Source organism: Streptomyces xanthophaeus (assembly GCF_030440515.1).
Lineage (GTDB): Bacteria > Actinomycetota > Actinomycetes > Streptomycetales > Streptomycetaceae > Streptomyces > Streptomyces kutzneri.
Genome location: NZ_CP076543.1, coordinates 1729398 through 1754525 on the forward strand (window position 1 = coordinate 1729398; position 25128 = coordinate 1754525).

Sequence of the window (25128 nt, forward strand, 5' to 3'; positions counted from 1 at the left end):
CCCTCACACGCGTCCCGGCCATGAATGGGCGACACGCCGTCCGGCGTGCGCGGAAGGAAGGGAAACGCCGTGAAGGACACCGCGAAGGACGCGGAACAGGGCGCGGGCGCCACCGGCAAGGGGTCGGCCCCCTTAGGTGTCGCCGTGGTCGGTGCGGGCTACTGGGGCCCCAATCTCGTCCGCAACTTCCAGTCCAGTGACCAGTTCCGGCTGCGCTGGCTGTGCGACCTGAACGTGGACCGGGCCCGGCAGGTGCTCGGCGCGTACTCCACGGTCCAGGCGACCGGCGACTACGAGGCGGTCCTCGCCGACCCGGAGGTCCACGCGGTCGCGGTGGCCACCCCGGCGGGAACGCACCTCGACGTCGCGCTGGCCGCGCTGCGCGCCGGCAAGCACGTCCTCGTGGAGAAGCCGCTGGCCGCCACGTACGAGGACGGGCTGCGGCTGGTGAACGAGGCCGAGGAGCGCGGTCTCACGCTGATGTGCGACCACACCTACTGCTACACCCCGGCGGTGGGCCGGATCCGCGAGATGGTCCGCTCCGGCGAACTCGGCGAGATCCACTACGTGGACTCGGTACGGATCAACCTGGGGCTCGTCCAGAAGGACATCGACGTCCTGTGGGACCTGGCCCCCCACGACCTGTCCGTGCTGGACTTCATCCTCCCGGACCACGTCCGGCCGGTCGCCGTGGCCGCGCACGGAGCCGATCCCATCGGGGCCGGCCAGTCCTGCGTGGCCTATCTGACGCTCCAGCTGAGCACCGGCGCCATCGCGCACGTGCACGTCAACTGGCTCTCCCCGACCAAGGTGCGCACCACCATGGTCGGCGGGTCCAAGCGCACCCTGGTGTGGGACGACCTCAACCCCACGCAGCGCGTGGCGGTGTTCGACCGCGGGGTGGACCTGAGCGCCCCGCAGGAGATCGGCGCGGACGAGCGCCGGGACATGCTCGTCTCCTACCGGACCGGCGACATGGTGGCGCCCGCGATCGGTGAGAAGGAGGCCCTGCGCAGCATGGTCGAGGAGTTCGCCGCGTCCATCAGGACGGGACGGCCGCCGCTGACGGACGGCCGGGCGGGACTGAAGGTGCTGGACATCCTGGAAGCCGCCTCCCGGAGCCTGGAGTTCCGCGGAGCGGTCGTCGGACTGCGCACCGGGCGTTGATCCTCCGCAGTCCGATCACACGCAAGACCACGACCGAAGATTCAGTGGGGGCAGGGCGTTGAGCAGCGTACGAGGCAAGAGGATTCTGGTCACCGGAGGGGCGGGCACGATCGGCTCGCACCTGGTGGACCTGCTGGTGGACAAGGGGGCACGCGAAGTCGTGGTGCTCGACAACTTCGTGCGGGGGCGGAGCGCCAACCTGGCCCGCGCCCTGCCGAGCGGAGTGGTGGAACTCGTCGAGGGCGACATCCGCGACGTGGCCGCGGTGCGCAAGGCGACCGAGGGCGCGGAGCTGGTGTTCCATCTCGCCGCCATCCGCATCACCCAGTGCGCGGAGGAGCCGCGGCTGGCGAACGAGGTCATGGTGGACGGCACCTTCAACGTGCTGGAGGCGGCCGCGGCCGCCGGGGTGGGCAAGGTGATCGCCTCGTCCTCGGCCTCGGTCTACGGCCTGGCCGAGCAGTTCCCGACCACCGAGCGCCACCACCCGTACAACAACGACACCTTCTACGGTGCGGCGAAGGCCTTCAACGAGGGGGTGCTGCGCAGCTTCCACTCCATGTACGGGCTGGACTACGTGGCCCTGCGCTACTTCAACGTGTACGGGCCCCGGATGGACATCCACGGCCTCTACACCGAGGTACTGATCCGCTGGATGGAGCGGATCGCCTCGGGCGAGCCGCCGCTGATCCTCGGCGACGGCCTGCAGACCATGGACTTCGTCGACGTCCGGGACATCGCGCGCGCCAACCTGCTGGCCGCCGAATCGGACCTGACCGACGAGGTGTTCAACGTCGCGAGCGGCACCGAGACCAGCCTGCTGCAGCTCGCGCACGGCCTGCTGGAGGCGATGGGCGCCGAGGGACTGGTGCCCGAGCACGGCCCGGCCCGCGCCGTGAACGGGGTCACCCGCCGGCTCGCGGACACCTCGCAGGCCGCGGAGCGGCTCGGCTTCACCGCCGAGATCGACCTGCGCACCGGCCTGCGGGACCTGGTGCAGTGGTGGCGGGCCGAGCGCGCCGCCGACGCGGCGGCTGCTGCTGCCGCGGAGACGGCCCGATGAGCGCCGCGGACGCCGCCCCCGCCCGGATCCCGGTGATGGTGCCCTGGCTGGGCGAGGAGGAGGCGAAGGCCGCCGCCGACGCCGTGCTCTCGGGCTGGGTGGCCCAGGGTCCCCGGGTCGCCGAGTTCGAGCGTGCCTTCGCCGAGCGGGTGGGCGCCGAGCACGGCATCGCGGTGAGCTCGTGCACCACCGCCCTGCACCTGGCCCTGATCGCCCTGGACCTCGGTCCCGGCGACGAGGTGATCGTCCCCTCCCTGTCGTTCATCGCAACGGCCAACGCCGTGCGCTACGTGGGCGCCCGGCCGGTGTTCGCGGACGTCGAGGAGGCCACCGGCAACCTCACCCCGGCCACCGTGGACGCGGTCCGCACCCCGAGGACCAAGGCGGTGATCGCCGTCCACCAGGGCGGGGTGCCCGCGGACGTGCACGCGCTGCGCGCGGTGTGCGCCGACTGGGACGTGGCCCTGGTGGAGGACGCAGCCTGCGGCATCGGCGCGACGGTGGGCGGCAAGTCGGTGGGCCACGGCGCACTGCTCGCCGCCTGGTCCTTCCACCCCCGCAAGGTGATCACCACCGGCGAGGGCGGCATGCTGACCACGGACGACGCGCAGTGGGCGGAGCGGCTGCGCCGGCTGCGCGAGCACGGCATGAACGTGTCCGCCGCGCAGCGCCACGCGAGCAGCAAGCCGGTCGTCGAGAGCTACCTGGAGGTCGGCTACAACTACCGGATGACCGACATCCAGGCCGCGGTCGGTCTGGTGCAGCTCGGCAAGCTGGACGAGATCGTGGCCCGGCGGCGCTCGCTGGCGGCCCGGTACACGGAGCTGCTGAGCGGAATCCCGGGCCTGCGGCCGCTCCGGGACCCCGGTCACGGCCAGGGCAATTTCCAGTCGTACTGGGTGCTGCCGGCCGAGGACTTCCCTGTGGGCCGGGACGAACTGCTCGCGGCGCTCTCCGAGGCCGGGATCTCGGCCCGGCGCGGGATCATGGCCTCGCACCTGGAGCCCGCGTACGCGGACCACGGCGCGGCGCCGCTGCCGGTGACCGAGCGGATCAGCCGCGACTCCCTGATCCTGCCGCTGTTCCACACGATGACGCCGGAGCAGCAGGACCGGGTGGTGGCGGTGCTGCGCGAACAGGCGGGCGGATGAGCGGCCCTCCGCCGCGGACCGAGGATCTGCTGATCGTCGGCGCGGGCGGGTTCGCCCGCGAGACCGCCCAGGCGGTACGGGACGCGGCCGCCGCGGCGGCCGCGTACGGCCGGGCACCGCGTTGGCGGCTGCTCGGGCACCTCGACGACGATCCGGGCCTGCACGGCCGGGAGGTCGACGGGGTGCCGGTGCTGGGCGGCGGCCACCTCGTGCACGAGCTGCCGGCGGCCCGGGTGGTGGTCTGCGTGGGCAGTCCGCGCGACTACGCCGTACGGGCCCGCCTGGTGCGGCGCCTGGGGCTGCCCGGGAGTCGTTACGCCACGGTGGTCCATCCCACCGCGGTGGTCTCGGGGTCCTCGCTGCTCGGCGCGGGCTCGGTCCTGCTCGCGCACTGCGTGCTGACGGCCGCCGTCCGGCTCGGGTCCCACGTGGCCGTGATGCCGCACGTGGTGCTCACCCACGACGACCGGGTCGGGGACTTCGCCACCCTCGCCTCGGGCGTCCGCCTCGGTGGCGGGGTGCGGCTGGGGCGCGGGGCGTACGTGGGCGCGGGAGCGCTGGTGCGCGAGGGCACGTCGGTCGGCGCCTGGTCGCTGACCGGCATGGGAAGCACGGTCCTGGCCGATGTGCCGCCCGGTGAGGTGTGGGCCGGAAGCCCCGCCCGCCGGCTGCGCGAGGCGGGTGGCCCGGCGCTCGACGAGCTGCGGGCCGATGGCGAGGAAACGGCCGGCCGTCGGCCGGAGACACGGATGGGGAGCACAGCCGCATGAATCAGATACCGCTGGTCGACCTGAAGGCGGCGCACGCCGAGGTCGCCGAGGAATTACGGGCAGGATTCGACCGTGTGCTCGCCGACACCGCTTTCATCGGCGGTGCGGAGGTCCGCGCGTTCGAGCGTGACTACGCCGACTTCGCCGGGGTGGGGCACTGCGTGGGTGTCGCCAACGGCACCGACGCCCTCGAACTCGCCCTGCGCGCGAGCGGGGTGGGCGTCGGCGACGAGGTGGTGCTGCCCGCGAACACCTTCATCGCCACCGCGGGCGCCGTCGCCCGGATCGGTGCCCGGCCGGTGCTGGTCGACTGCCTCCCCGACACCCTGCTGATGGATCCGCGGGCCGCCCTGGAGGCCGTGGGCGGGGCCACCCGCGCGGTGGTCCCCGTCCACCTCTACGGGCAGTGCGCGGACACCGCGGCGCTGGCGGCCGGGCTTCCGGCGCACGTGAAGATCGTCGAGGACGCCGCGCAGAGCCAGGGCGCGACCCGCGACGGCCGCTCCCCCGGCAGCGGGGGCATCGCCGCGACCAGCTTCTACCCGGGCAAGAACCTGGGCGCGTACGGCGACGCGGGCGCGGTGGTGACCGACGACGAGGAGAGCGCGGAGCTGATCCGGGCCCTGGCCAACCACGGCGGCATCGCCAAGTACCGCCACGACGTGGCCGGGTTCAACAGCCGGCTGGACGGTCTGCAGGCCGTGGTGCTGCGGGCGAAGCTGGCCCGGCTGGCCGAGGGGAACGCGGCCCGGCGGGCCGCCGCCGCCCGCTACGACGAGCTGCTGGCCGGCCTCGCGGCCGCCGGGCAGGTCACCCTGCCGGTCACGGCCGAGGGCAATGTCCACGTGTGGCACCTGTACGTCGTACGGGTCACCGGAGCGGACCGCGACGCCGTCGTCGGCAAGCTCAACGCGGAGGGCATCGGTGCGGGCGTCCACTACCCGGCGCCGGTCCACCTGACCCCGGCCTTCGGTCACCTCGGCCACGAACGGGGCGACTTCCCGCACGCCGAACAGGCGGCGGACCGGATGCTCTCGCTCCCCCTCTTCCCGCAGATCACCGCCGACCAGCAACAGCGGGTCGTGGAAACGCTCCGCAACGCCCTGCGCTGACCCCGCGCTCACGCAAACAATGAGGTCCAGATGAACAGACGGACAAGGTTGCTCCGTTACGGTCTCTTCACCGTGATCGCGGCCTTGACGGCCACGGTCCTGCCACCGGCGACGGTGGCCGGTGCGGCCGATCCCTGCGGTCCCACCACGAACGCGATCGTGTGCGAGAACTCCAAGCCCGGCACGCCGATGGAGGACTGGTTCGCACCCAGCGCGTACGGCGACATCAAGGGCTTCCCGGCCCAGACGAGCGTCCAGGCCGGCGAAACCGTGCAGTTCAAGATCCAGTCGCCGACGGCGTACAAGGTCTCGGTCTACCGCCTCGGCCACTACGGCGGCACCGGGGCCCGCCTGCTGTCGACCGCGGCCCAGGCGGCCCAGACGTACCCGGCCAACTTCGCGCCGGGCGGGAACCCGGCGGCCTGTGCCAAGAAGACCGCCACCGGCCTGGTCGACTGCGGGAACTGGCCCGTCACCGCGACGTGGACCGTGCCGGCCGACGCCGTGTCCGGGCTCTACGTCGTCAACTTCGACCAGGCGGACGGCAACGGTGTGATGCCGTATCCGTTCGTCGTCCGCAACGACTCCAGCCACTCCGACATCGTCGTGCAGACCAGCGACCAGACCTGGCAGGCGTACAACAACTACGGCGGCCAGGACCTGTACGACGGCGGCGGCCCCGCCCCGGACGGGCGGGCGTACGAGGTCAGCTACAACCGGCCCATGGACATCGGCGGGGACAACGGGATCTACGGGTCCGAGTTCCAGATGGTCTCCTGGCTGGAGCGCAACGGCTACGACGTGAGCTACATGTCCGGCGTCGACATGTCGGTCCGCGGCGGGACGCTGCTGCAGAACCACAAGGTCTTCATGTCGTCCGGGCACGACGAGTACTGGACCCAGGAGCAGTTCACGAACGCGCTGAACGCGCGCCGGGCCGGGGTCCACCAGACGTACTTCAGCGGCAACGAGGTCTTCTGGAAGACCCGCCTGACGCCGAGCATCGACGGCGCGGGCACCGCCAACCGGACCCTGGTCTCGTACAAGGAGACCAAGCTGTCCTTCCCCCAGCCGAACGGCATCCCCGACCCGAGCGGGATCTGGACGGGCACCTTCATGGACCCGGCCAGCGCCACGAACGGCCGGCCCTTCCAGCCGCAGAACCAGCTGACGGGCTCGATGTTCAGCGTCAACGGCTACCGCAGTGACGCGATCACGGTGCCCGGCACCTTCGCCAAGCAGCGACTGTGGCGCAACACCACGGTCGCGAACCTCACCCCGTCGCAGACCGCGACCTTCCCCACCGGCACCCTCGGCTACGAGTGGGACAGCGACGTGGAGAACGCCAGCCGGCCGGCCGGGCAGATCACGATGTCCTCCACCACGGTGGACATCGAGGACGGCAAACTCCTCAAGGACTACGGCAACACGTACGGGAACGGCACCGCGACGCACAGCCTGGTGGCCTTCCGCGACCAGACCTCGCACGCGCTGGTGTTCGGCGCGGGCACGGTGCAGTGGTCCTGGGGCCTGACCAACATGCCCACGGCCAACCCGGACGACGCCGTGATCACCGCGGACAAGCGGATGCAGCAGGCCACGGTGAACGTCTTCGCCGACATGGGCGTCCAGCCCAGGTCCCTGCAGAGCGACCTGGTCGCCTCCACCGCCTCCACGGACACCGTGGGCCCGGCCGTGACGGTGACCAGCCCGGCGGCGAACGCCACCGTACCGGCGCTGCGGCCCGTGACCATCACGGGCACGGCCGCCGACACCGGCGGCGGCGTGGTCGCCCGGGTGGAGGTCTCCACCGACGGCGGCACGACCTGGAAGGCGACCACGGGCCTCGGCTCCTGGAGCTACAAGTGGACCCCGACCGTTCCGGGCGCCGCGCAGATCAAGGTGCGCGCGGTGGACGACAGCGTCAACATCGGCGCCACCACCACGGTGCCGCTGACCGTGGGACCCCAGCAGTGCCCCTGCACCGTATGGCCCGCCGCGGCCGTGCCGGGCACCGTCAACGCCGGTGACGGCAGCGCCGTCGAGCTCGGCGTGAAGATCCGTTCCTCGGTGGCCGGTTCGATCACCGGAGTCCGCTTCTACAAGTCCCCCGCCAACACCGGCACCCACACCGGCAGCCTCTGGAGCAGCACCGGCCAGCGCCTGGCCACCGGCACCTTCACCAACGAGACGGCCTCCGGCTGGCAGCAGCTGAACTTCGCCACGCCGGTCCCGGTCAAGGCGAACACGACGTACGTCGCCTCCTACTTCGCCCCGCACGGCGGCTACTCCTTCGACACCACCTTCGCCGGCTCCGACGCTGGCCTGGCCCCGCTCACCGCGCTGAAGAGCGGCACCGACGGCGGCAACGGCGTCTACCGCTACAGCGCCGCGGGCGGGTTCCCGTCCACCGCCTCGTCCGGCAGCAACTACTGGGTGGACGCGGTCCTGGACACCGCGACCGCCAGCACCACCCCGCCCACCGTCACCGCCACCTCGCCGCAGTCCGCGGCGACCGGCACCCAGATCACGGCGGCCATGACGGCCACCTTCAGCAACGCCGTCGACGCGGACACCCTGGTGTTCTCCGTCAAGGACTCCGGCGGTACGGCCGTCCCGGGCACCAAGGTGCTGGGCGCGTCGAACAGCGCGACCTTCACCCCGTCCTCCGAACTGGCCCTGAACTCCACCTACACGGCGTCCGTCCAGGCCGCCGACCTGTGGGGCAACACCATGGCCGCGCCGGTCACGTGGAACTTCACCACGAGCGCGAGCCCGCCGACCGTGAACTGCCCCTGCACCCTGTGGAACGGCACCGCGACGCCGAGCACCGCCAACGTGGGTGACGACGCCAACTCCGTGGAACTGGGCACCCGTTTCCAGTCCGCGGTGAACGGCTACATCACCGGCGTCACCTTCTACAAGGGCCCCGGCAACACCGGTACGCACACCGGGAGCCTGTGGTCCGCCTCCGGCACCCTGCTCGCCACCGGCACCTTCGGCAGCGAGACCCTGACCGGCTGGCAGCAGCTGCAGTTCGCCACGCCGGTCCAGATCACCGCAGGCACCACGTACGTGGCCTCCTACCACGCACCGAACGGCAACTACTCGGTGGACGGCGGCTACTTCACCGGAGCGCACCGCTCCTATCCGCTGGTGGCCCCGGCCGACACGGCCGGCAGCGCCAACGGGCTCTACAAGTACGGGGCGGCCACCGCCTTCCCCACGAACACCTTCGGCTCGGTGAACTACTGGGTCGGCCCGATCTTCACCACCACCGCGCCTCCCGCCCTGCAGGAGGGGCTGTCCACGGAGGTGAGCGGGCAGTGAGCACGGTCAGCGTGGTGATCCCCTGCTACAAGTACGGCCACTTCCTGGCGGACTGCGTCAAGAGCGTGCTGGACGAGCAGGAGGGCGTCGACGTGCGGGTGCTGATCATCGACGACGCCTCACCCGACGACTCCGCGGAGGTCGCCCGCGCGCTGGCGGCCGCCGACCCGCGGATCGAGGTGCGGGTCCACGAGAGCAACAAGGGCCACATCGCCACCTACAACGAGGGCCTGCTGGAGTGGGCCGACGGGGACTACGTCGCGCTGCTGTCGGCGGACGACCGGCTGGTCCCCGGGGCCCTGGTACGCGCCGCCGCGCTGCTCGACGCGCATCCGGAGGCCGGTTTCGCCTACGGCAGGCCGCTGCGCTTCCAGCACGGCGGACCGCTGCCGGCGGCCCGCACCCGCAGCACCGGATCGGTGGTCTACCCCGGACGGTGGTGGCTGGACCGGCGGTTCCGCGAGGGCACCGGGTGCATCACCTCACCCGAGGTGGTGGTCCGCACCAGTCTCCAGCGCAAGGTCGGGGGCTACGATCCGGAGCTGCCGCACGCCGGTGACATCGAGATGTGGATGCGGCTCGCGGCGCACGCCGACGTGGGCTACGTCCGCGGGGCCGACCAGGCCTTCTACCGGGTCCACGGCAACAACATGTCCACCACGGACTTCGGCGGCCAGCTCGACGACCTGCGCCAGCGCCTCGTCGCGTTCGACTCGGTGCTCGACAAGTGCTCCGGGCTGCTGCCGGGGGCCGACCGGCTGGCGCTGTCGGCGCGCACCCGGCTCGCCCGGTACGCGCTGCGGCGCGCCTACCGGGCGTACGACCGGGGGCGCACCGCGGTGGTACCGGTCGACGAGCTCGTGGAGTTCGCGGCGGAGTGCCTGCCGGAGGACTACACGAAGCTGGCCGAGTACCGGGCGCTGCTCAGGCGGCGGCGCATCGGAGCGCGCACCATGCCGTACCTCCAGCCGCTCGTGCTCTCGGCCGTGGCCGACCGGGGGCGCGAGTGGCTGTGGTGGCGGTCCTGGAAGCGTCGAGGGATTTGATGACTCGAACGCTGTGTTCAGCGGGCCGCCCCGGCGAGGGCGGCCCGCTCGGGCTCTTCGGCCCGGACCACCGGACCGGCGTCGACGGCGGCCTCGTGCCGCTGCCGGCGCCGGCTCCGGCGTGTCAGGAGCCGGTCGGTCCACAGGGCCACCACCACACCGCCGACCCCGCCCAGCAGGGCCGCCCCGGCAAGGCCCCGGCTCTTGTTTCCGCTCTGCTCCGCCGCGGTGGGCGGCACCAGGAGCGTCACGCTCATCCGCGCGGACTCCGGGACGCCTTGCTGCGTCTGCATGTCCGTCAGGTGCTTCGTATAGATCTCGATGATCTTCCGTACGGCCGTGTCGGCGGCGGCCGGTTCGGCCTGCTCGGCCTGGATCTGGAGCGAGGGGATCAGATAGCGCGGGGTGACGCTGGTCCCGCTGTTGCGCGGGATCAGCCGGTACGTGCCGCGCACCCCCGCGGCGCGCAGCTCCTCGGCCCCTTCGGGCGAGTCCAGCTGCTGCACCGCGGCGTAGGAGACGGCCGCGAGAGGCGGTTGCAGATTGGCCAGCTGATTGGGCTGATTGTCCGTCACCGGCGGCTTGAGCACGACGATCGCCGTACTCAGGTACGTCTGTGTGGGGTGCAGCACCTGCACGGCTCCGGCGGCCGCGAGCACCGCCGCCACGATCAGGACGTACCAGCGCCGACGCAGCGCACGGATCAACTCACCAGGCGACACAGGGATTCCTTCCGTTGTGACCGATCTTTCCAGGACACGGGTAGGTCCGCCATCAATTGCCGTGTGCTCGAGGGGTGTTCATGAGCATCGGTGAGATCCTCGCGGTGCTCCGGCGCCGCTGGTACGTGATGGTGCCGCTGACGCTGATCAGCCTGCTCGTGGGTGCCCACCTGTTCCGTTCGGTGCCGGTGGCCTATCAGTCGCAGAGTTCGGTGGCGCTGCTCGACTCGACGGCGGTGGCCGAACTGGCGCCCGCCTTCGGCAATCCCATCTCGAACGCCGGCGGTTCGCTGGTGGTCACCGCGGACGTGCTGATCAGGACACTGTCGGGGACGGACGCGGCGCGGGACCTGCAGGGCATCGGGGTCACCGATCCCTATACGGTCGGGTTCGCCGCGAACACCTCGGGGCCCATGCTCACGCTGACCGTCACGGGGACCGACCGGGCGAACGTACTGGAGGAGACCAACAAGCTGACCGCCTTCGCCGGGGAGACGCTCAACGCGCTCCAGGCGGCGGCCAAGGTCAAGCCGGCGTACATGGTGCAGACGGCCCCGGTGGTGCTGCCGCAGACGCCGGTGCCGCAGATGAAGAGCCGCTACCAGCAGGTGCTGGGCGTCGTCATCGTGGGCACCACCGCCGCCTTCGTGCTCTCCTTCCTGACAGACAGCCTGCTGGCGGCGATCCGCCGCAGGCGCGCGGGCGCCGCCCCCACGGCCCGGGGGCGCGGGCGCCGCAAGCCGTGGGGGCGGCAGCTGGACGCCACCGCCCTGCTGAGCTGCTATCTGGCGCTGGCCTTCTTCGTCCCGTCGAACCTGACCCTGCCGGGTATGGGCGGGGTGGGCACCCCGGCCAACGTGTTCGCGCTGCTGTGCCTGTTCTGGTACCTGGCGGCGTGGATCACGGGCCGGATCCGGCCTGCCCCCGGCACCCGGCTGCCGCGGGTGGTGATGTGCCTGCTGGCCTTCTCGGTGCTGGGCTCGTACCTCGCGAACGCGATGCGCGGCAGCTCGCACAAGGAGGTCCTCGCGGCGGACCGGGGGCTGATCGGGCTGCTGGTCTGGGTGTCGCTGGTGGTCCTGGTGTCCGCGGGGATCCAGGACCGCGAGCGCCTGGACGTGCTGCTGCGCCGGGCCGTGGTGATGGGGTCGGTGGTGGCCGCCATCGGCTTCTACGACTTCTTCACCGCGACGAACATCGCCGACAGCATCAGCATCCCGGGCCTGCAGTCCAGCGTCGCCCAGATCACCACCCTGGACCGGGGTTCCTTCACCCGGCCGCGGTCCACGACGGCGCAGCCCCTGGAGTTCGGCGGGATGCTCGCCATCATGCTGCCCTTCGCCGTGCAGCAGGCCTTCGATCCGGTACGGCGCCACCTGCGCGCGTGGCGCCGCTGGGGGCCGGTGGTGCTGATGGGCGGCGCGCTGCCGCTGACGGTGTCGCGGACCTCCATCATCGGGGCGCTCATCGTGATCCTGGTGATGGTGCTGCGCTGGAAGCCGGAGCGCAGGTGGGCCGCGATCGGTCTGCTGATGGGCTCGGTGGCCTGCTTCAAGGTGATCATTCCCGGGCTGATCGGCACCATCACCGCGCTCTTCGCCTCGTTCCTGACGAACTCCGACAGCAGCACGCAGGCCCGTACGGTCAAGTACAGCGCGATCGTCCCCTATCTCGCCGAACGGCCGCTGTTCGGAAGGGGCTTCGGGACCTTCCTGCCCGAACTGTTCTTCTTCACCGACAACCAGTACATGCTCACCCTGGCGGAGATGGGCCTCGTGGGGGTGATCGCGCTCCTGGTCCTGCTGTTCACCGGAATCCACCAGGGCGGTGCCATCCGCAGGCTGGCCCGCACCGAGTCCGACCGGGAGCTGGGGCAGGCGTTCTTCGCCTCCGCCCTGGTCTCCCTCGTCATCGCCGCCACCTTCGACGCCCTCAGCTTCCCGATGTTCGCCGGGGTGTTCTTCCTGACGATCGCCGCCGGAGGCAGCTACCTCGGGTTCATCCGGCGCGCGGCGCCGGAGCCCGCAACCGTGGAGTCCCCATGCAGTCCATCCAGCCAGCAGCCCGCCGACCGGAGCCGGGTGCCGGCCCTGTAGCGGTCCTCGTCGTCACCTGGAACAGTGCCGGGGTGCTCCCGGAGTTCCTCGCCTCGCTGCCCGAGGGCATGGCCGGGCTCGACTGGCGTCTGGTCGTCGCCGACAACGACTCGGCCGACGGCACCGTGGAGCTGATCCGCTCCCTGGCGCCGGACGCGACGGTCGTCCAGACCGGCCGCAACGCCGGCTACGCGGCCGGGGTGAACGCCGCTCTCGGGGCCGCGGCCGCGTGGGAGGGCGGCTTCCGGGCGGCCCTGGTCTGCAATCCGGACGTCCGGATGAGGCGGGGCTGCGCCGAGGTGCTGGTGGACGCGCTGGGCACGGGCACGCCCGGCGGCGGCCGGGTCGGGATCAGCGTCCCGCTGCTGTACGAGGAGGACGGCCGCACGCTGCTGCTCTCGCTGCGCCGCGAGTCGCGGGTGACCCGGGCGCTCGGCGAGGCGGTGCTGGGCAACCGCCGGGCGGGGCGGTTCCCGCGCTGGAGCGAGATGGTGACCGATCCGTCCGCGTACGAGCGGGCCACGGTCGCGGACTGGGCGACGGGCGCGCTGATGGCCCTGTCCGGGGAGTGCCTGGAGGCGTGCGGGGACTGGGACGAGTCCTTCTTCCTGTACTCGGAGGAGACCGAGTACTGCCTGCGGGCCCGGGACCTCGGATTCGTCACCCGGCTGGAGCCCGCGGCCACGGCCACCCATCTGGGCGGGGACTCGCAGGTGTCGCCCCGGCTGTGGACCCTGCTGACGCTCAACCGGGTCCGGCTCTACGGGCGCCGCAACGGGGCGGCGGCGACCGCCGCGTTCCGGGCGGCCGTGCTGCTGCGGGAGACCTCCCGTGCGGTGCTCGGCCGTCCCGCGAGTCTGGCGGCCGCGAAGGCCCTGGCCAGCCCGTCCGCGCTGCGGGCCACGCCCGGGCCGTGACACGAGGTCGGACCGGCGCGCCCCCGTCCCCGTACACGTCCCCGTCCCGTCCCCGACTCGTCCCCGTCCCGTCCTCAGCCGACCGTGACGCGCAGGTTGGCGAGCAGGGTGGCTCCGTCGGGGGTGGTCGCGAGGACACGGCCGGAGCGGTGCCAGTGGGTGACCGCGTCGGCGTGCCGGCGCAGGCCCGGGGCCTGGGTGTCGGCCTCGGGGAAGAGCACGGTCGCGGTGGGTCCGGAGCCCGCGCCCGCGCCCGTGTGAAGGAGGACTCCGCTGGCGTCGGGAGCGGGCACCGCGAGCGCCCAGTGGTCGCCGTCGGCGATCGGGCCGTGCGGCGCGACTCCTTCGATGCCCGGGCGGGTGCCGGGGCGGGTGGGCGGGCCCTCGGTGGTCCACTGCAGGACGGTCCGGTCCGGTGACCCGTCCGCCGGCTGCGGGTCGGCCACCAGCAGGCTGCCGGCGGCGAGCGCCGCGCAGCGGCCGGGGCTGAACGTGTCCGGCCGGAGCCGGGAGCGCAGCTCCCAGCCGGGCAGGTCCCAGCGCCAGAGCTCGACGACCTGCGTGCCGTCGGGAAGGGGCGACGCCACGACACCCGTGCATCCGGCGGGGGTGCGGGCGAGCCGGCCGATCAGCCGCTCGCCGCCGCCGAGTTCGCGCCAGACCACGGTGGGCCGGGGCGCGAGGGTGTCCAGCACCGTGATGCCGTCGTCGTCGGCCGTGATCAGGTGCCGGCCGTCGAAGGAGGGGACGATCTGCCGCGAACGCAGCGTCGTCCAGCGCCTGACCGAGCGGGTGGCGAGGTCGAGCCGGGAGACTTCCCGGACCCGCCCGTAGCCCGCCACGAGCATCGCGACACCTCCGTGGTCGGCCAGTACCAGCTGGTCGGCGGGCACGTCCCAGCGGGCCTTGGTCCGGCCGTCGGCGGTGAGCAGCCGGACGCCCGCCTGGCCGCAGGCGACCAGGACGGCGCCGGAGCCGAGCAGCGCCGCGTCCAGCACCGGCAGCGTGCCGGACCGGTCGGCGGCGGTGTAGGCGTGGAGGTGCGCCGCAGGGGCCACCCGGGTCGGCCTGGCCAGGTCGGCGGCGACCAGCGGGTCGGCGCGCTTGAGCAGCCGCTGGTGGCGGGCCCCCGCGTCCCGGTCGGCGAGGGCGCCGCCGAAACCGCCGTCCCGGACGACCGCCCGGGCCGCTGCGGTGGCGAGTTCACGGTCCTGGGCCGGGTCGGCGGCCGGGAGGTCCGCCAGTGCGGCGGCCAGCGCCGACCGCCCGGTGGTGGCCGGGTGTCCGTCGCCGTCGAGGACGGCCAGGGCGAGGGCCCGGGTCGACTCTCCGGCGCCGAGCGCCAGCAGGTACGGCAGTGCCCGGCTCCGGGTGGGCCCTCCGAGCGCGACCGCGTCGCGCAGGTCGCCGACCGCCGAGGGCCGCAGCGACTCGTCCGCCCAGAGCACCTCGGCGGCGCCCAGCCGGTCGCCGGACTCCCTGCAGTGGGCGGCCCAGGCGACACGCAGCTCACGGGCGGACGCCGGGTCGTCGGCCGCGAGGCGCTCGACGGCCGGGGCGAAAGCGGCCCGGCGGTAGGCGGTCCGGACGGCCCGCTCGCGCTCGCCGGCCTGCCACCAGAGCCGGACCACGAGGTCCGCGCCGAGGTCGCGGCCCTCTGCCAGCTCGGCGGCCTGCGCGGTGCGCCGGTGCCGCACCAGCAACGCGACGGCCTCGGCCGGGGCGTCCCGGAGGTCGGCGAGGACGAATGCGGCCTCGTCGATCCGTCCCGCGCGCTCCAGGTCCTCGGCGGCGCGCTGGTAGAGCGCGGCGAGGTGCTCGTGCACGGTGCGGCCGGACAGCGGGGAGGCGGCGCCGGAACCGCCGGTCCGGGGCGTGGGGCGCAGGGCGCCCTCGTAGCGGCGGGGCAGGCCGAGGGACAGCCAGGGCTTCTGCCCGGCCGACCGGTCGCCCGTGAGCCGGATCGCGTCGCGCAGGGCGTCCTCCCAGCGGCGCTGCTCGAACGCCTGGGTCAGCTCGCGCAGGTAGCGGGCGTGCCGGCCCTGGATCAGCGGGCCCGCCGTACGCATCGCCAGGCGGGCCAGGAGGGCGTCGAACAGCGGGCGGCGGGCGCGGCCGCGCGGCCGGCCCTGCTCCGGTGCCGGGGCTGCGGCCCCGGCCGCGCCGCCGGAACCGTCCGGGCCGGGTACGGCGCCGCCGGCGCGCCTGCGAAGCAGGGCGAGCAGGCCGGCCGCGAGCGGGAGCAGCAGCGCGCCGCCGTGCAGTGCACCCCGCGACGCGAGCAGCAGGAGGGGCAGCACCACGAGTACGGCGGCGGCGAGGGCCCACGGCCCGGACGCGGACGGCAGCCGGAACCGCCCCGCGAACGGCGCCGACGGGCGCCGGGGGCCGGCCGGGGCGTCCTCGGTGAGCCGCCGGGCCCGCTCGCTCCGGGGCGCGATGCCCGCGGCGGCCCGCAGGTCGGGCTCCGGTCGCTGAGGCAGCGCCTCCACGACGGGTTCGGCCTCGTGCTCGGTGGCGCCGGCCGGCCGCGGGCGGTGGAGCGTGATCCCGGACAGGTCGAGCCATCCGGCCGGGTCCAGCTCCGGCAGCGCCGCGATCCGGTGAACGGCCGTCGTGCCGCCTGCGGCGACCGCGAACTGACCGGGCGCCGCGGTGGCGGTGTCGGCTCCGACGGCGGCCTGCGCGCCGCGGTCCGTCCGCACGACGGGCAGCCCGGGGGCCCGGTCGGCGCGGATCTCCACGGGTGCGGCCAGGACGAACAGCCATCGGCCGTCCGGAAGCTGTCGCAGCTCGGCGCCGTCCTGCCAGGAGGCGAGGACACGCTCGGCGGCCTCGGCCGGGCCGATCACGGGTACGTCGAGGACGAACCCGGTGGCCGTGACGGCGGCGCGGAACGCCGCGCCCTGGGTGGCGCTCACTCGGTGCCCCCGATCTGGAAGTCGATCCGGCCGGTGTTGGCGTCGCCGACCACGATCAGGCCCTGCCGGGTCTCGGCGGCGATCAGCGGCAGGGAAGGGTGGACGGCGGGCGGCACGGAGCCCCCGGAGAAGCGGGTCAGGGTCCGTACACCGTCGGCGCGCACGCTGCGCACCACGATGCCGCTGCGGCTGACGGTGATCAGCGCGGGCGCCTGCCCGTCGTGGACCATGCCGATCACATCGGCGTTCTCGCGGAACGAGATGCGGCTCTCGTCCCCCTGACCGGTCCGCGCCGTCCAGGTCCGGCCGTCCGCCGACCAGGCCTGGGAGTCACCGCTGTGCACGAAGTGGCGGGCCTCGCGGGCCGCCTCGTGGAGCGGCCGGCCGTCGAGCAGCCGCGGCTCGCGGAACCGGTCGAAGTCCGGCCGGCCCCGCGCACCCCGGCCGAGCGGTCCGTCGTCGGTGACGCTGCCGTCCGGGGCGATCCGCCACCAGCGGCCGGCGAGCGGCAGCAACAGGTCGCGGCCGCCGCGCAGGACCGGGAGGACCGGGCCGGCGAACAGCTCCTCCGGGAGGGCGCCGGCGATCCCGAAGGCGGCGAGGTCGGCGGTGTACCCGTCGAGCGGCCGGCCGCTGACGTACGGGACGAGCCGGCCGTCCCGTACGTACAGGGCGATCAGGCGCCGCCCGGTCCGGCCGGCGGCGAGCACCGGCCCGGGCAGGTCGTGGCGGCGGGCCCGGACGGTGGTGACGGTGCGGGCGTCGGGGTGCGGCAGGTTGGCGGCGAACAGGGTGGTGCCCTGTCCGCTCCGGACGAGCAGGGTGCGGGCGTGGGTGGTGAAGGCCGGCAGGGCCCGGCCGGCCGCTCCCCCTTGGCCGGCGGCCTGCCCGACGGCCGGGACCGGTTCGGCCCGGCGGAACTCCGCCCCGCGCAGCGCCCGTACGGCGATCTCGGCTGCGGGCAGCGGGAGTTCGGCCGTCGCGCCGTCGAGCCGGACGACGGCGTGACCGGCGCCGTCGGCGGACCAGCGGGTGGGCTCGCTCGTCAGGACCCTGGAGCGGGCCGGGAGCCGTTCGGCGAGGCGCGGCGAGGTCAGCAGCCAGGCCTGGTCGGCGGCGTCCAGGCCGTCCAGCGCGTGCTGCGCGTCCGCGGGCGTCGGGTCGACCGGGCGGCGTGCGGTCAGCCAGGCCGGAAGCAGCTCGGCGAGGTCACCGCTGAGGTGGCGTCCGCGCGGGTCGCCGAGGACGACGACGACCAGTTCGGTGCCGCGCGCGGCCGCCCGGCGGTGCAGGACGAGGAGCGCGGCGAGCTGGACCAGCCGGCCCGCGCCGGCCTGGGTGGGGCCGGTGTCGACCAGCGCGGCGATCCTGCCGCGGACCGCCGGGGTGCGGAACTCGGGAGCCAGGTGCAGCAGTTCGCCGTCGACGAAGCGGCGCAGGAACTCGTCCGGGAACTCGTCGGCGAGCAGCCACTCGGACGGCAGCAGCTGGTCCGGCCGGCCCGAGCGCGCGAGGCCTCCGAGGCCGTCGGGGTCGCCGGCGGTGTCGGCGACGGGCTCGCGTTCACCGACCAGGGCGTCCAGACGGCGCAGCAACGGGCCGAAGGCGACGGCCAGTTCGGGGGTGATGGCCGCGAGGGTGGCGGCCCAGGGGGCGAGGGCGGCGGGCAGGCGGGCGGTCTTCATCGGCGGGCACTCCCGGGAGAGGCGGCCGGGCCGCGGGGCGGCGGGGCGGAGCCGGGGCCGTCCGGGCCGGCGCCCGCCGGCCGGGTGAAGGCGTCCAGCGCGTCCGGGGACGTGACCGGCGCGGGCACGTCGGCGACCAGCGCACGGCCTGGAACCAGGACGCAGAGCTGGCCCTCGGCCGCGCCGACGGCCCGGCGCCAGAGCGGGGCGGCCGGTGCGGGGCGGGCGGTGGTGGGAACCAGCAGGCCGGCGTCGCGGCCCAGGTAGCGGGCGCCGTCGGCCCACGGCAGGTCCGCCTCGTCACCGAGCACGAGCAGCGCGCGATCGGCGGCCGGCAGGCCCGGACCGTCGTCGGCTAGCACACCGAGGCGGGCGCCGCCGCGGACCCGTTCGAGGGCCGCCGCGGCCAGGCCGGGCACCGCGTCGCCCACCGCGAGTACGGCCGCGGCCGGGAGCGGGGGCTCACGGCGCTCCCACCGGAGCGGAAAGGACGGCGCGGGTGCGGTCGCGGGGGCGGTCGGAGACGGCTGGGCGGCGGTCACGAGGGCGCGACCGCCGCGACCAGCTCGGCACGTATCCCGGCCAGCACGGCCGGCAGGTCGGCCGGCTCGAAGCCCGCGTCGATCTCACGCAGCGCGGCTTCCAGCCGCAGCCGCGAGTCACGTCCCGCGGGAAGGGTCCGGTGTTCTGCGAGCAGGGCCGTGCCGGTGCGGGCCAGCCGCTCGGCGCGCGCGGCGGTGCTGCGCGACAGCTCTTCGGCGGCGTGCGCCAGGCTGCGGTTGGCGGCCTTCTCCACCAGGTCGGCGAGGGTGTCGCGGGCCAGTGCCTGGGTGTCGGCGGTCGGGGCGATCAGGGGCAGTACCCACAGGTCACGCGCGGATGCGGTGGTCCGGCCGTCCAGCACGGCGGCGGCCGCGACCAGCTTCTGCGAGCGCACCGCCCGGCGGTCGCCGACCGGCACCCCGGCAGCGCGCAGCCGGCGCAGCGCGGTACCGACCAGCGGGGTGACCTCGTCGAGGTCGCAGGCGCGGGCGGCGGCGGAGAGCCGGTCGACGGCGGCGAGCCGGCCGCCGGGGCCGGCCGGCGCCGCGGAAGCGACTGCGGGGCGGCGGCCGGCCTCCAGCAGTTCCTCCAGCCGGGCGTCGGCCACGGGCTCGACGAACACGCGGGCGAGGAAGCGGTCCGCGAAGGCGGCCAGGGCGGGGTCGTCGGGCAGGTGGTTGGCGGCGCCGACGCAGACCCGCAGCGGGCTGTCGAGGACGGTGCGGCCGCGGCGGAAGACCCGTTCGTTGAGGAGTCCGAGGAGGGTGTTGAGCACGGCTGTGGATCCGAGGAACACCTCGTCCAGGAAGGCGATCTCGGCCTCGGGCAGCATCCCGGCGGTCTCGAACTCGACCCGGCCCTCGCGCAGACCGCGCAGGTCGACGGGGCCGAACAGCTCGTTCGGCTCGGTGAACCTGCCGAGCAGGTACTCGAAGTAACGGCCACCGAGCTGACCGGCGATCCGGCGCACGGCCTCGGACTTGGCGGTGCCCGGCGCGCCGACGACCAGGAGGTGCTCACCGGCGACCGCGCAGAGCGTGACCACCTCCGCGACCGTCTCACGGTCGATCAGGCCCCGGCCCGCGGCGGCCACGGCGGCGCCTACCGCCTCGGCATCCGCGGCGAGCGCGGACGCGCCGGGCGTGGACGCGGCGGGGACGGTGGTCGGGGCGGTGGTCGGGGCGGTGCTGATCTCGGTCACGAGCACCGGAGTCTACGGGGGCCGAATCCGCGCCCACCAGCGGGTTTCCCTGCAGCCGGACGGACCGCCCGGCACCGCCTCCGCGCGGCGCGCTCAGCCGCGCAGTACGTCGGCGACAGGGCTCAGGAACCGTCCCAGCTGGTCCAGAAGCTGTCCGGGTTGACCAGGTAACGGACGGTCGCCCGCGGCAGGTGGCGTACCTCGTGGCGGCGGCCGTAGCGGCGGACCAGCTCCCAGTCCTCGCGGGGCAGTACCTCGGGGGCGCGGCGCAGCCGGCTGAAGTACAGGGACCGGTTGCGCCGCGCCACGAAGGCGTTGGTGTCCAGGAAGGCCTCGTGGGCGGCGCGGCGGCGGTCGAAGGGCACCGAGAGGACGTCGTGGTCGGTGCCGTCGGGCAGCACCCTGCGCAGGGCGGTGTAGACGGCGTCGGGCCCGTCGGGTGCCTCCAGCGTGGCCAGGGCCTGTTCCAGGTGGTCGGGCTCCCAGAGGTTGTCGTCGTCGAGGAAGGCCACGTAGCGCGACCTGGTCAGCCGGATCCCCACGTTGCGCACGACTCCGGCGGTCGCCGTGTTGCGGGCCAGGGAGACCGCGAACAGTCGTGGATCGTCCGGCAGTTCGGGGAGGCCCGCGCCGTCGTCGACGACGATGACCACCTGGTCGGTGACCGTCTGGGCGAGCGCGGAGCGGACCGCCGCGCGCAGTGCGTCCGGGCGCCGGTGGGTGGGGACGACGGTGGCGACCAGGGCGGCCGGGGGCTCGCCCAGGGCGGCGGCGAGACGGTGGGTCTCGGCGTCCTCGAAGCGGCGCAGCCGCAGGGCGGTGGGGGCCAGCAGGACCTTGTTCCTGGCTTCGAAGAGCACCAGCCAGCCGAAGGTCCGTTTGAGCAGTTCCCAGGGGGCGCGCGCGATCCGGCGCATCATGTGCTGTCGGTCCTCTCGGTGGTCAGGAGGCGGGTGGGGGGTCGACGGGCCTGCCGTCGGACATGCGGTTGCCCTTCCACACGTTCCCCGCGCCGCCCGCGTTCCAGGCGGTGGCGGCGCCGTAGGCCCCGGCGGCCGGGTGGTACTGGGTGGAGAAGACGTTGTTCGTGACCTGGATTCCGGTGGCGCCCGGGCCGCCGCCGTAGAGGGCGTACGCTCCCCCGGCCAGCCAGTTGCCGTCGACGACGACGGAGGAGACCACTCCGGTGTCGGCGAACAGGCCGACGGCCGCGGTGGCGCCCCGGTCCACCGCGGTGGAGTTGAGCAGGGTGTTGCGGCGGATGGTCAGCCGGCCCTTGTTGCCGCCGCCGCTGATGACGGCGTCGGTGTGCTGCCATTCGCCGCCCTGGTTGCGGAACGCGACGATGTCGTGGACGTAGTTGTCGTGCAGATCGCCCTGCCCCATGGACAGTGCGTTGCCGAACACGGAGATGTCGCACCAGCCGACCTCGATCGAGCTGCCGCCCATGTTGGAGACGGCGTAGTTGACCCCTCCGTTGTCGGGGCCCTTGCCGGGGACGGCGGTGATCGTGGTGTGCAGGACCTTCAGTCCGCTGTAGCCGGGGCGCAGGTTGATCCCCCACCAGTTGGTCGAGGTGATCCGGCTGTCGATGACGGTGACGTCGTTGGCGTAGATGTCGAGGGACCCGCGGATGTCCCAGCCCTTGATGACCGTGCCGTCCTGCTTGACGGACATGTTCCCGGTGTCGTGCCGCTCCAGCTCGATCCGCGGGCCGGTGGTGCCGGCATCGGGGAATCCGCAGGTGCCGGGCGAGGTGCAGGCGGGGGTGGCGGGCGGCGGTTCGCTCCCTGACGGCGAGGCGGGCGGGGAGGCGGTCGGGGAGGGCGTGCCGGAGGTGGACGGCGAGGCCGAGGGCGGGGGCGGGTCGGTGGCGGAGGGGGCGGCGGGCCCGGTGGCGCCGGGCGCGGCCGTGTGCTCGCTCACGCCGGTGCGGTCGGCCTGGTAGAGGGTGAGGACGACGGCGAGCACCACTCCGGCGAGCAGCCACGCCGTCAGGCGCCTTCGGTGCTGTGTCACAGCTGTCTAGCCTTTGAGTAAGGCGCGGCCGGGCAGGACGCACAGGACGTAGCAGAGGGTGCCGGCGGCTCCGGTCGCCAGGAGCGCGAGCACGCTGTCGCCCAGGTACCGCTCCAGGACGAGGAGTACGGCGGCCATCACCGCGCCGCCGAGCAGCGGCCAGGCGCAGGCCCGGGCGACGGTGCCCAGGCGGATGCCCCCGCGGTGCAGGGCGAGGAGGAACACCGGGACCACGACGGCCCCGGCGACCAGGACGTGACCCTGGGCCACTCCGACGATCCCGCCGGTGCGGGCGCCGATCACGAGGGCCGGGATCAGGATGATCAGCCAGAGTCCCTGGACGCCGATGAGCGAGCGGCGCCGGCCGATGGCGACCAGGCAGTCGTAGGCGAGTTCGCAGCCGATGCGGACCAGGCCGAGTGCCATCAGCCAGGGCAGGGCCCGGGCGGCGGGCAGCCAGCGTTCCCCGTAGATGAGCTCCACGACGGGGGCGGCCAGTGCGGCGAGCAGGACGCAGATCGGGACGGTGCCGGCCATCACGACGCCGAGGGCGCGGGCGAATCCGGCGGCGAGCGCCTGCGGCGTGTCGGCCAGCCGGGAGAAGCCCGCGAAGGAGACGCGGCGGGCCGCTTCGGAGATGATGCGCACGGGCCAGCCGGAGATGTTGAAGGCGAGCACGTAGAAGCCGAGGGCCAGTGGGTCCAGGGCCGAGCCCACCACCATGGTGTCGACGTTGACCACGCCGAGGGCGAGCATGCTGGCGCCGGCGAGCGGCAGTCCGAACTTCAGCAGCGCCCGGGCCTGTTCCCGGTCCCAGCCGAACTTCAGGGTGCCGGGTGCGGCGAGGCAGCAGCCGATGAGCGCGGCCACGTTGCCCACCACGGATCCCCAGGCGAAGCTCATCGCGCCCCAGCCCTCGACGGCGAGCAACAGGGTCACCGCGGTGCTGAGGACGAAGTTGAGCCCGTCGACGGCCATCCGCCTGCCCTGCGCGAACTCGCGGGTGAGGAAGCCGGCGGGGACCTGGGAGAGTCCGTCGAGGACCACGCACAGGCACATCACCCGCAGGACGCCGGAGGCCTCGGGCGAGCCGAGCACCCCGGCCACGGCGGGGGCAACCGCGAAGAGTACGGCGTACAGCAGGCAGCTGGAGGCGGCGCTGAGGGTGAGGACGGTCGGGGCGAAGCGGCGGGGGTCGCCCTCCCAGCGCACGATCGCCAGCGAGACGCCGAGTTCGTTGGCGGAGAGGAGGACCAGCAGGACCGTCTGGGCGATCCCGTACACGCCCCAGGCCTCGGGTCCGAGGAAGAAGCGGGCCAGGACGATGCCGGTGGCGAAGTTGCCGAGGCGCATGACCACGGTGTTGATCAGGCTCCACCTGGCGGCGGAGCCGACCTTGCTCCCGAGCGAGGGCGGCGCCGCCGGGGTGGTGCTCGCGGTGTCCGCCGCGGGGCCGGTCACGGCGATCCGGCCGTACGGGATCCGGCTGCGGCGGGGCCGGCCGGGTGGGCGACGGTCATGCGCAGGGTGGCCGTCGGGTCACCGGCGTCGGTGTCCTCGTCCCCGCCGCTGTCGCCGCCCTCGCCGGGGGCGGGCCGGTGCTTGCCGGGCGACGCCCCCCGGCGTTTCCGGGCCTCCACGAAGAAGGTGGCCACCAGGCTGAGTACGAAGCCCAGCGCACCCGCCATGATCAGGAACTGGAGCCTGGCCTTGGTCTGTGCCTCCGGCTTCTGGGGAGGCACGATCGTGGCCATCCGGATCATGGCGTCGGGGGTCACCGACTGCTGGGTCTGGAACTCCAGCAGCCGCTTCTCGGCGTACTTGGTCAGGATCTCGTCCGACTTCAGCACGGCGGCCTGGTCGGTCCCGACGACGCTCAGCCACATGTAGGGGCCGAGCGCGTTGTCGGCGATCTTCGCCTCGTGCACTCCGGTGACGCCCATGGACTTGAGGTCGGCCTTGGCGTCGTCGGAGTTGAGGTTGCGGGCCAGGCCGTCGGCCATGCCGGTGAGCGAGGCCTGCGTGCTCAGGAAGGGGTTGCCGTCGAAGGCCACCGTGGCCTTCTTCGAGTTCAGCAGTGTCACCGTGCTCTGCGACCGGTACTCCACCGGGACCAGCAGGTACACGGCGGCGGTGAGCGCCGCCGTGATCAGCAGTCCGGGCAGCAGGACGTACCAGCGCCTGCGCATGACCCGCCAGATCTCCGCGAGATCCATGGTCTTCCCCTTCGAATTGCGTTTACAGCACGTGCTGTCGATCGGTGGCCGCCCCGTGCGGCACGAGGTCGGTGGGGCGCGGCCTGGTGTGCGCGGGCGGTCCGTCGAGCAGGACCGCGGCGATGCGCTCGCTCGCCCGGCCGTCCCAGAGTTCGGGGCAGCGCGGCGCGGGCGGATCGTCGAGGACCCGGTTCACGGTGGCCGTGATGCGCTCCGGGTCCGTGCCCGCCAGCACGTTCGTGCCCTCCTCCACGGTGATGGGGCGCTCGGTGTTCTCCCGCAGGGTCACGCAGGGCACCCCCAGGGCCGTGGTCTCCTCCTGGATGCCCCCGGAGTCGGTGAGCACCACGCGGGCGGAGTCCTGCAGGGCGATGAAGTCGAGGTATCCGGCGGCCGGGACCAGCCGGATGCCGCCGGGCACGCCCAGTTCGGCCAGCCGCTCCGCGGCCCGCGGGTGCACGGGCAGCAGCAGCGGACAGCGGTCGGCGATCTCGCCCAGGGCCTTGAGCAGGCCGCGCAGCGCCCCGGGGTCGTCCACGTTGGCCGGCCGGTGCAGGGTGACCAGCCCGTATCCGCCGCGGGTGAGCCCGTACCGGTCCAGGACGTCCGACCGGCGGGCCCGGTCCAGGTTGGCGAGCAGGGTGTCGATCATGACGTTGCCGACGACGTGGATCTGGTCCTCCCGGTAGCCCTCCGCGCGCAGGTTCACGGCGGCGTCGGGCGAGGGTGCCAGCAGGTAGTCGCTGAGCCGGTCGGTGGCGACCCGGTTGACCTCTTCGGGCATGCTCCAGTCACGGCTGCGCAGCCCGGCCTCCACGTGGGCCAGCAGCGGGCCGGCCTTCGCGGTGACGAGGGCGCAGGCGAGGGTGGAGTTGATGTCGCCGACCACCACGACGGCGTCCGGGGCGAGTTCGTCGATCAGCGGCTCGAAGGCGGCCATGACCCGCCCGGTCTGCTGGGCGTGGCTGCCGGATCCGGCGCCCAGGTAGCGGTCGGGCGGGCGGATGCCGAGGTCGCGGAAGAACACGTCGTTCATCGACTCGTCGTAGTGCTGCCCGGTGTGGACGAGGATCACCTCGGCGCCGCGGCGCTCCAGTGCGTCCATCACCGGTTTGATCTTCATGTAGTTGGGCCGTGCTCCGGCCACGCAGACGATCCTGGTCACGGGG

The 25128-nt window shown here is 73.8% G+C and carries 19 protein-coding genes; 9 read left to right on the forward strand and 10 right to left on the reverse strand.

Going from position 1 to position 25128, the window contains the following annotated elements:
* Positions 1 to 69 precede the first annotated feature (69 nt).
* From KO717_RS07495 to KO717_RS07525, 7 genes are read left to right on the forward strand one after another with little or no spacing between them, the layout of a single operon-like run.
* Positions 70 to 1167: a Gfo/Idh/MocA family protein gene (locus KO717_RS07495; protein WP_301365235.1), complete on the forward strand. Its 1098-nt coding sequence runs from the start codon at positions 70 to 72 to the stop codon at positions 1165 to 1167.
* 58 nt (positions 1168 to 1225) lie between these two features.
* Positions 1226 to 2230 (forward strand): NAD-dependent epimerase/dehydratase family protein, encoded by a 1005-nt coding sequence (locus KO717_RS07500; RefSeq protein WP_301365237.1) that lies wholly within the window; start codon positions 1226 to 1228, stop codon positions 2228 to 2230.
* Positions 2227 to 3381 carry a DegT/DnrJ/EryC1/StrS family aminotransferase gene (locus tag KO717_RS07505; RefSeq protein ID WP_301365239.1) on the forward strand — a complete coding sequence of 385 codons (1155 nt, stop codon included), beginning with the start codon at positions 2227 to 2229 and terminating at the stop codon, positions 3379 to 3381. The genes KO717_RS07500 and KO717_RS07505 overlap by 4 nt, the downstream gene beginning before the upstream one ends.
* Positions 3378 to 4151, forward strand: coding sequence for a NeuD/PglB/VioB family sugar acetyltransferase (locus KO717_RS07510; RefSeq protein ID WP_301365241.1), 774 nt, complete (start codon positions 3378 to 3380; stop codon positions 4149 to 4151). Before KO717_RS07505 ends, KO717_RS07510 begins: the two co-directional genes overlap by 4 nt.
* Positions 4148 to 5263, forward strand: coding sequence for a DegT/DnrJ/EryC1/StrS family aminotransferase (locus tag KO717_RS07515; RefSeq protein WP_301365243.1), 1116 nt, complete (start codon positions 4148 to 4150; stop codon positions 5261 to 5263). Before KO717_RS07510 ends, KO717_RS07515 begins: the two co-directional genes overlap by 4 nt.
* Positions 5264 to 5293: 30 nt before the next feature.
* The gene (locus KO717_RS07520; protein ID WP_301365246.1) at positions 5294 to 8593 is read left to right on the forward strand and encodes a DUF4082 domain-containing protein; all 3300 of its coding nucleotides are present in this window, start codon (positions 5294 to 5296) and stop codon (positions 8591 to 8593) included.
* On the forward strand, positions 8590 to 9639 hold the full coding sequence (locus KO717_RS07525; RefSeq protein ID WP_301365248.1) for a glycosyltransferase: 1050 nt from the start codon (positions 8590 to 8592) through the stop codon (positions 9637 to 9639). The genes KO717_RS07520 and KO717_RS07525 overlap by 4 nt, the downstream gene beginning before the upstream one ends.
* Positions 9640 to 9656: 17 nt before the next feature.
* On the opposite strand, the gene KO717_RS07530 is transcribed toward KO717_RS07525, so the two are convergent.
* On the reverse strand, positions 9657 to 10361 hold the full coding sequence (locus KO717_RS07530) for a Wzz/FepE/Etk N-terminal domain-containing protein (RefSeq protein WP_301365249.1): 705 nt from the start codon (positions 10359 to 10361) through the stop codon (positions 9657 to 9659).
* A gap of 80 nt (positions 10362 to 10441) precedes the next feature.
* On the opposite strand from KO717_RS07530, the gene KO717_RS07535 reads away from it, so the two are divergent.
* Both KO717_RS07535 and KO717_RS07540 read left to right on the forward strand, forming a co-directional pair.
* Entirely contained in the window at positions 10442 to 12457 is a 2016-nt protein-coding gene (locus tag KO717_RS07535; RefSeq protein ID WP_301365251.1) for an O-antigen ligase family protein, read from the forward strand.
* Positions 12403 to 13374 carry a glycosyltransferase gene (locus tag KO717_RS07540; protein WP_301365253.1) on the forward strand — a complete coding sequence of 324 codons (972 nt, stop codon included), beginning with the start codon at positions 12403 to 12405 and terminating at the stop codon, positions 13372 to 13374. Before KO717_RS07535 ends, KO717_RS07540 begins: the two co-directional genes overlap by 55 nt.
* A gap of 74 nt (positions 13375 to 13448) precedes the next feature.
* Here KO717_RS07540 and KO717_RS07545 read toward each other — a convergent pair whose 3' ends face one another.
* From KO717_RS07545 to wecB, 9 genes are all read right to left on the reverse strand, one after another.
* Positions 13449 to 16295 carry a bpX6 domain-containing protein gene (locus KO717_RS07545; RefSeq protein ID WP_301365255.1) on the reverse strand — a complete coding sequence of 949 codons (2847 nt, stop codon included), beginning with the start codon at positions 16293 to 16295 and terminating at the stop codon, positions 13449 to 13451.
* Positions 16292 to 17980: a hypothetical protein gene (locus KO717_RS07550; protein ID WP_301365257.1), complete on the reverse strand. Its 1689-nt coding sequence runs from the start codon at positions 17978 to 17980 to the stop codon at positions 16292 to 16294. The genes KO717_RS07545 and KO717_RS07550 overlap by 4 nt, the downstream gene beginning before the upstream one ends.
* Positions 17977 to 18522, reverse strand: coding sequence for a hypothetical protein (locus tag KO717_RS07555; RefSeq protein ID WP_301365258.1), 546 nt, complete (start codon positions 18520 to 18522; stop codon positions 17977 to 17979). Before KO717_RS07555 ends, KO717_RS07550 begins: the two co-directional genes overlap by 4 nt.
* Positions 18519 to 19724: an AAA family ATPase gene (locus KO717_RS07560; RefSeq protein WP_301365260.1), complete on the reverse strand. Its 1206-nt coding sequence runs from the start codon at positions 19722 to 19724 to the stop codon at positions 18519 to 18521. The genes KO717_RS07555 and KO717_RS07560 overlap by 4 nt, the downstream gene beginning before the upstream one ends.
* Positions 19725 to 19846: 122 nt before the next feature.
* Positions 19847 to 20644, reverse strand: coding sequence for a glycosyltransferase family 2 protein (locus KO717_RS07565; protein ID WP_301365261.1), 798 nt, complete (start codon positions 20642 to 20644; stop codon positions 19847 to 19849).
* Positions 20645 to 20666: 22 nt separating this feature from the next.
* Positions 20667 to 21743 carry a hypothetical protein gene (locus tag KO717_RS07570; RefSeq protein WP_301365262.1) on the reverse strand — a complete coding sequence of 359 codons (1077 nt, stop codon included), beginning with the start codon at positions 21741 to 21743 and terminating at the stop codon, positions 20667 to 20669.
* A gap of 6 nt (positions 21744 to 21749) precedes the next feature.
* Entirely contained in the window at positions 21750 to 23204 is a 1455-nt protein-coding gene (locus KO717_RS07575; protein ID WP_301365264.1) for an oligosaccharide flippase family protein, read from the reverse strand.
* Positions 23201 to 23959: a chain length determinant protein gene (locus tag KO717_RS07580; RefSeq protein WP_301365266.1), complete on the reverse strand. Its 759-nt coding sequence runs from the start codon at positions 23957 to 23959 to the stop codon at positions 23201 to 23203. The genes KO717_RS07575 and KO717_RS07580 overlap by 4 nt, the downstream gene beginning before the upstream one ends.
* Positions 23960 to 23981: 22 nt before the next feature.
* Positions 23982 to 25124: a non-hydrolyzing UDP-N-acetylglucosamine 2-epimerase gene (wecB, locus tag KO717_RS07585; protein ID WP_301365268.1), complete on the reverse strand. Its 1143-nt coding sequence runs from the start codon at positions 25122 to 25124 to the stop codon at positions 23982 to 23984.
* Positions 25125 to 25128: the final 4 nt, after the last annotated feature.